Here is a 6,644-nt window from a genome sequence, read left to right on the forward strand (position 1 = left end):
TGCCTGAATCATCAGAAATGCTCAATCCACGTATTTTACGCGCATTTTGTTCTGTAAAGCGCTTCGCACTTTCCGGCATGCGTTATAACTCTCGAGCGCATACACATATATACAGTATAATAATTATTATAAATAATAGATACCAATTTATTGAATATTGATAATTCATGCTATGTGGGTAATTAATATAATTTAAAATTATAAAAGGATTTTATAATGGTTAATACATCACGCGCTTCACAAAATAGCATATCAAGTAATTTTAGCAGAAATACACGTGCGCCGAGCACGAGAACCAGTCCAATTCATCACATTACTCAAATACAAATTGTACCAGATGCAACCACAGAAACCGATTATCAAAACTTTATATTAAATAATAAAGATATTAATAGTATTAACAATTCAATTGAACGACACCTTATAGATACAAGCCTGAACAATATTTATCATGAAAAAACTATCCGCATACCTGATTTCCTGACAAATAAGCTTGAATATTTTTGTGGTATTATGTCAAGAGAAATTCGGGGACCGTTTGTAAATTCCGTTATAGATGCAGCAAATAGCCTTGATTACAACCAGATAGAGAAATTCATTGAGTGTGATAGCTTTCTTAGAGCACAGCATTTTCTTGACAACCCACATAAATATAGGAAAGAGATACTCGACAACAAAGAATATATTCATAATATTAAAAGAATGAAAGCACAATTCAATTTTATTTCAATGAGAATTAACAACTACACCAGTGGCATTCCAATTGGATCTATTATTTTAGCTTTAGTTGCAATTGGTTTAACGTTTTTATTTATCTCGTGGCGCAATTATGGTGATAAATGGGACATAAATAATGCAAATGTGATTACCGCAGGTGTAGCGACAATAATTTCATCTGCAGCATATGTAGGTAATTTTACCGTAAATCAAAGAGACAAGAATAATGATGAAATGTTTAAAATAGCAAGGAATATTTTTATTAAAAGAAAAGAAGGAATGGATATTCTCACCAGCAATAACTTTTCCCGTGATAAGTTTAAATTAAAAAACAATATAACGCCAACAATACCGTGACTATTTTTCATTCTTTCTGGAGTCATCTCGCAAATTTATTGAATAATTTCAATATACTATACGTGCCACATCAGCTCTACACATAATATTTCATACCAAGACACCGACTCTACCAATCTAAAGCAGGCTATTGGCCTCTTTTAACCCATTGAAATCCAGCCAAGCATCATGGTTAGGCACTGGATCATTGAGAAGCCCTATCTTTTGTTTTGACGCGCATCTTATGCTGAAAACCGGTTTGCGGGATGCACCTAGCAAGCTTCGCGCAAGGCGCAGCCCATAAGATGCAGTCGTGGTGCATCCTGAATAGTCCGAAAGGTTTTTCCGGATGCACAATCAATCAAAAGCCTGAGCGCCATCCCGATCTCATCCAGATCACGGACAGCTTTCAGGGAGTTGCATCCGCGGGGGTCTCGAGCTTTGGGCATTATCGTCGGTCTTGTCATCACACTGGGCTGTATGCTGGGCGGCTTTATCGCCATGGGCGGACATGTCAGTGTGCTCATTCAGCCCTGGGAATTCGTCATCATTCTGGGTGCCGCACTCGGGACCTTCTTCATCGCCAACCCTTTTTCGCTCGTGAAAGATACGGGCCGCGCCTGCATGGAAGCGTTCAGCAATGCGGTTCCCAAGCAGCGCGATTATCTCGACGTTCTGGGCGTGCTCTACAGCCTGATGCGCGAGCTGCGTGCCAAGTCGCGCAACGAAGTGGAAGTGCACATCGACAATCCGAAGGAATCGCCGATCTTTCAGGCCTACCCCAGCGTATTGAAGAAAGAGGATCTCACCAATTTCATCTGTGACTATTGCCGCCTCATCATCGTCGGCAATGTGCGCTCGCATGAAATCGAAGCACTGATGGACGAGGAAATCCACACCATCGCCCGCGACAAGCTGAAGCCCTATCACGCCATGGTCAGCATTTCCGAAGCCCTGCCCGCGCTCGGCATCGTCGCCGCCGTGCTGGGCGTCATCAAGGCCATGGGCGCGCTGGACCAGTCGCCGGAAGTGCTGGGCCACCTGATCGGCGCGGCGCTTGTCGGCACCTTTGCCGGTATCTTCTTCTCCTACGGTGTCGTCGGCCCGATTGCAGCCAAGATCAAATCGACCCGCGAAAAGAACAATCGCCTCTATATCGTCGTGAAGCAGACGCTTCTCGCCTATATGAACGGCTCCCTGCCGCAGATCGCCGTGGAATATGGCCGCAAGACCATCTCCGCCTATGATCGCCCGACCATTGATGTGGTCGAGCAGGAAACCATGGCGAGTGCGCCGACCCAGCAGGCGGCGTAAGATGAACACCCCCGAAACCGCCACATTGGGGCAAAACCGCAAAAACGATGTTCTGGCCGAGAACCTGCTGCGCGCAGCGGGCCTTTCGGGCGACGACCTGAAATCGCTTGCCCATGTGTTCAAGGATGCCTCGACGCATTTCTGTGATCGGCTGAAACAAGGCTGCGCGGCCGCATTCGACGTTGAAGCAGGCCAGGTGGAAAGCACCGACGATGCCGCCTTTGGCGATATTCTCGACAAGGCCGCGATCATCGCGCCGCTGAAGGCCGAGCAATGGGGCTGCACGCTTTATGTGGCCGCCGATGCCGCACTCGTCTTCTCCGTCATCGAAGCCATGTTCGGCGCCCAAGGCAATATGGGCGGAAATATGGGCTCCGTCGATGCGGACCGGCCTTTCGGCATGTTGGAACAGAAGATTGCCGCACTTCTGGCCGGTCATCTCGCCGGTTCGCTCGATCAGGTCTTTGCCGGAACCGGCGTGAGGCTTTTTACCGCCGGTGAATGCATCGATACCGCCGAATTCGACCGTGAGAATTTCGAACGCTCGCGCCTTTTTTCCTGCCGCATCGATGTTACTGCCGCGGGCAAGACCGGGCAGGTGCACCTGCTTCTGCCGCGCAGCACGCACAAGCCGATGCAGGATGCCGTGGCAGCCTTTCTGCGCCGCCCGATGGATCAGGCCGATCCGAGTTGGGCGAAGAAGATGCGCCACGAAGTGAGCCGCGCGCGCATCGAACTCGAAGCTTTCATCCAGCAGGGATCGATGACGCTGGACGCATTATCGATGCTCGAAATCGGTCAGGTTCTCAAACTGCCCACCGATGCCATGCAGCAGGTGCGCCTGCGCGCGGGCGATCAGCAGCTTTTCAAGTGCACGCTCGGCAAATCGGGCATTCATTTTACGGTCAAGGTCGGCGACCCGGTCAATCAGGAAGAGGATTTCATCGATGAGCTTGTTGCTGGCTAATGTGCTTTCCACATTGATGGCTCTTGCCTCGCTTGCCGCCCTCATCGTGGTGGGCCGCAAGGCCAATGAGACGATCAAGCTCGGCAAGGTGCTGGCGCTGCGCGTTGCTGCCGCCTCAAACGGGCTGGAGCGCGCCGTCAAGGCGATCCAGAGCGAGCGCACCGACCTGACTGACGAAAATAGCAAGCTCGAAGCCCGTCTTGCCGAAACGCAGCGCGTGCGCCGCGAAATGGAAGAGGCCATTGAGGAACTGAACCGTCTGCGCAAGGCGCTCACCCGCGACATTCGCCATGCGCGCAATGTTGCCGACAGCGCGCGACGCAGCGAAGACAAGATCGCGACCGCCACCGAACAATCGCTGCCGAAGGAAAAGAACGCGCTGCCGGTTTTCGTGCGCCGCGCGGTCAAGAAGGCAACGGTTGAGATTGCAGGCCAGGCATGAGCGCCGACAATAAGGAAAAGAACATGCAGCAGGAACTGGACGAAGCCATTGAGGAACTGCGCGAGGAAAAGCCGCGCAGCGCACAGAAAGGTCCATCCAAGCCCAATCTCGAACTCATCATGGGCATTCCTGTCGATGTTCAGGTGGTTCTTGGCGGCACGACCATGCCGGTTGCCAATCTGATGAAGCTCGGTCGCGGTGCCGTTATCACCCTCGACAAGCAGATCGGTGATCCGGTCGATATCGTGGTCAATGGCCGTGTCATCGCCCGTGGCGAAGTGATCGTCCTTGAAGACGATTCCTCGCGTTTCGGTGTCAGCCTCACCGAAATCATCGGCAAGTAACGGACGTGACCATGGCCGATAATGAACAGCAAGCCCTCGCCGAAGATCTTGAAGGTGGCGCTACCGGCCTCGTCGATACGCTGACCGGCCCACAAAAGGCGGCGGCGATCCTCGTTGCCATCGGACGGCCTGCCGCCGCGCGTCTTCTCAAGCATTTCAATGCCGAGGATTTGCGCAAGCTTGCCGGTCATGCCCGCACGCTGGAGCCGATTTCTCCACTCGACTTCGAGCAACTCGTCAAGCAGTTCGAGGATTCCTTTGCCGAAGGCGCACCGGTTTCGGAAGCCGCCCAGCGCTTCGAGGGCCTGCTGCGCGAAGCGCTGCCGCAGGAAGAGGTCGATGCGGTTCTGGAAGACCGCGTCCAGCCGCAGCTTGTCCAGGAATCGGTCTGGGTGCAGCTTGGGCGCCTGCCGGTGGAAAGCCTGCAAGCTTATCTGACGGACCAGCATCCGCAGATCATCGCCTATATCGTGTCGAAGCTGCCGTCCGACCTTGCGGCCCGCCTGTTCGTCGTCCTGCCGCCGCAATTGCGCAATGCCGTCGTGCAGCGCTCGCTCCATATCGGCAATGTCGCGCCAGCGGCGGCTGAACTTCTCGAAGACGTGCTGCGGCGCGATCTTCTTGGCCGCAGCGATGCCGGTCCGGTCAAGGCGCATCACGGCCAGATCGCCAACATCTTCAACCAGCTCGACAGAAGCGAGATGGAAGAACTGATGGCCAGCCTCGAAGATCTCAACCGCGACGATCTCAACCGCATCAAGGCCAAGCTCTTCACCTTTGAAGACATCGAGCGCTTGTCGCAGCGCGCGCGCCTGCTGCTCTTCGATGAGGTGCAGACGGAACAGATCGCAACCGCGCTGCGCGGGGCCGACACAAGGCTTCAGGAACTTGTTCTCTCCTCGCTCTCGACCCGCGGTCGCCGCATGGTGGAAACCGAGCTTGGCGCTGAACAGGGCAACATAACCGCGCAGAACATTGCCGATGCGCGTCGCACGATAGCCCGTATCGCCATCGACCTTTCCGAGCGCGGTATCATCACCCTCGACGCCAGCGAAACCGCTGCTTAATGCCTGGGTGACGCATGGCCGATGATGCCGACAAGGAAAGCAAAACAGAAGAAGCCACCGAGCAGAAGATCCGCGACGCCTTGGAAAAGGGCAATATGCCCTTCTCCCGCGAAACGCCGATCCTCGCCGGTATCGCTTCCTTTCTGATTATCGCGGTCTTTGTCGCCGGACCCGCCACCACGAAGCTCGCCGTCTTCCTGCGTGAACTGATCGACCGCCCCGAGGACTGGCTCTTGAACAGCGCGGAAGATGCAAGCCGTCTGTTCGGCGTGCTGGCGCTGGCGGTCGGTGCGGCGCTTGTGCCGGTGTTTATCATCATTCCGCTTGCGGGCATTGCGGCCTCCGCCTTCCAGAATGCGCCGCGTTTCGTTGGCGAACGCATCCGCCCGCAGGCGTCGCGCATATCCCCACTCAAGGGATGGCAGCGGATTTTCGGGCGCGCCGGTCAAGTGGAGTTTCTCAAATCGCTGGCAAAGTTTTTCGCCGCAAGCGTCATCGTCTTTATCGTTTTCTTCAACGGCAACAGTCTTTTCACCGATGCCGTCGCTTCCGACCCGAGCGCTTTGCCGGAATTCCTGCGCGAGAACATGGTACGCCTGCTCGTCGCCAATGTGCTGGCCATAACGGCAATTGCCGGTTTTGACCTTGCCTGGTCACGCATTCACTGGCGGCAGGAACTGCGCATGACGCGACAGGAGGTCAAGGACGAGCTGAAGCAGTCGGAAGGTGACCCGCTGGTCAAATCGCGTCTGCGCTCGCTTGGCCGTGACCGTGCCCGCCGCCGCATGATCAACACCGTTCCGACGGCAACCCTGATTGTCGCAAATCCGACTCATTTTTCCGTAGCACTGCGTTACAAGCCCGATCAGGACGCGGCCCCGGTCGTCGTTGCAAAGGGACAGGATCTCATAGCGTTGAAGATCAGAGAAATAGCAGCACAGCACTCCATCCCGATCTTCGAGGATGTTCCGCTGGCACGCGCCCTCTATAAACAGGTCAATGTCGACCAGATGATCGCGCCGGAATTCTACAAGGCAGTGGCCGAGCTTATCCGGGTCATCAACACGCGACATGCAATACATTGATGGATAGCAATGATTTTTATATATTTCAGAACAGTGACAGCCTGTTCCCCCAGATCGGCGGTGAAACCATGAAGAGCCTGCAATTCTCGAACGAACGCGAGGCGATCATTGCCCGGAACCTGCGCGAGGTCGCAACCGATCTTCGTCTGGTCGATCCAGCGGATTACATCGCCTTCATACGCTGCGAGCTTTTTGCCAATATTGCCGATATCGTCAGTTCGGCAACCGAGCTTTATTTCTTCCCCGGCACGCTGGAACTCGGCCATGGCGGCGAATATCTCTGCGACTGGCAGTCATACCAAAGCGCATAAAGTTTGACTCAAAAGGGCTTCCACTGTGCTTTGTTTTGTGATTCCTCCTCCCAAACAGGAG

The 6,644-nt window shown here is 53.9% G+C and carries 7 protein-coding genes and 1 pseudogene; all 8 read left to right on the forward strand.

Annotated elements, in window-relative coordinates:
* Positions 1-216 precede the first annotated feature (216 nt).
* Positions 217-1,074, forward strand: a complete 858-nt coding sequence (locus JNC70_RS20875) for a hypothetical protein (RefSeq protein ID WP_146097117.1) — start codon at positions 217-219, stop codon at positions 1,072-1,074.
* A 420-nt stretch (positions 1,075-1,494) separates the two neighbouring features.
* Positions 1,495-2,367: a flagellar motor stator protein MotA gene (motA, locus tag JNC70_RS20880; RefSeq protein ID WP_021585290.1), complete on the forward strand. Its 873-nt coding sequence runs from the start codon at positions 1,495-1,497 to the stop codon at positions 2,365-2,367.
* 1 nt (position 2,368) lies between these two features.
* A complete protein-coding gene (locus tag JNC70_RS20885) occupies positions 2,369-3,334 on the forward strand; it encodes a FliM/FliN family flagellar motor switch protein (protein WP_104756699.1) in 966 nt (321 codons plus the stop codon).
* Entirely contained in the window at positions 3,315-3,776 is a 462-nt protein-coding gene (locus tag JNC70_RS20890; protein ID WP_104756700.1) for a BAB2_0123 family type IV secretion system effector, read from the forward strand. Before JNC70_RS20885 ends, JNC70_RS20890 begins: the two co-directional genes overlap by 20 nt.
* A complete protein-coding gene (fliN, locus tag JNC70_RS20895; RefSeq protein WP_104756701.1) occupies positions 3,773-4,120 on the forward strand; it encodes a flagellar motor switch protein FliN in 348 nt (115 codons plus the stop codon). The genes JNC70_RS20890 and fliN overlap by 4 nt, the downstream gene beginning before the upstream one ends.
* An 11-nt stretch (positions 4,121-4,131) precedes the next feature.
* A complete protein-coding gene (locus tag JNC70_RS20900; protein ID WP_104756702.1) occupies positions 4,132-5,187 on the forward strand; it encodes a flagellar motor switch protein FliG in 1,056 nt (351 codons plus the stop codon).
* 14 nt (positions 5,188-5,201) lie between these two features.
* Positions 5,202-6,272 (forward strand): flagellar biosynthesis protein FlhB, encoded by a 1,071-nt coding sequence (gene flhB / locus JNC70_RS20905; RefSeq protein WP_104756703.1) that lies wholly within the window; start codon positions 5,202-5,204, stop codon positions 6,270-6,272.
* A 68-nt stretch (positions 6,273-6,340) separates the two neighbouring features.
* A pseudogene (locus tag JNC70_RS20910) lies at positions 6,341-6,568 on the forward strand (BspJ family T4SS effector nucleomodulin); the annotation flags it as partial.
* Positions 6,569-6,644: the final 76 nt, after the last annotated feature.

This window comes from Brucella oryzae (assembly GCF_041929965.1).
In the GTDB taxonomy this organism is placed as follows: Bacteria; Pseudomonadota; Alphaproteobacteria; order Rhizobiales; family Rhizobiaceae; genus Brucella; species Brucella oryzae.

Coding starts and splice junctions, on each gene's coding strand:
- JNC70_RS20875 (WP_146097117.1), top strand. CDS start 217: ATGGTTAATACATCACGCGCTTCACAAAATAGCATATCAAGTAATTTT.
- JNC70_RS20885 (WP_104756699.1), top strand. CDS start 2,369: ATGAACACCCCCGAAACCGCCACATTGGGGCAAAACCGCAAAAACGAT.
- JNC70_RS20890 (WP_104756700.1), top strand. CDS start 3,315: ATGAGCTTGTTGCTGGCTAATGTGCTTTCCACATTGATGGCTCTTGCC.
- fliN (WP_104756701.1), top strand. CDS start 3,773: ATGAGCGCCGACAATAAGGAAAAGAACATGCAGCAGGAACTGGACGAA.
- JNC70_RS20900 (WP_104756702.1), top strand. CDS start 4,132: ATGGCCGATAATGAACAGCAAGCCCTCGCCGAAGATCTTGAAGGTGGC.
- flhB (WP_104756703.1), top strand. CDS start 5,202: ATGGCCGATGATGCCGACAAGGAAAGCAAAACAGAAGAAGCCACCGAG.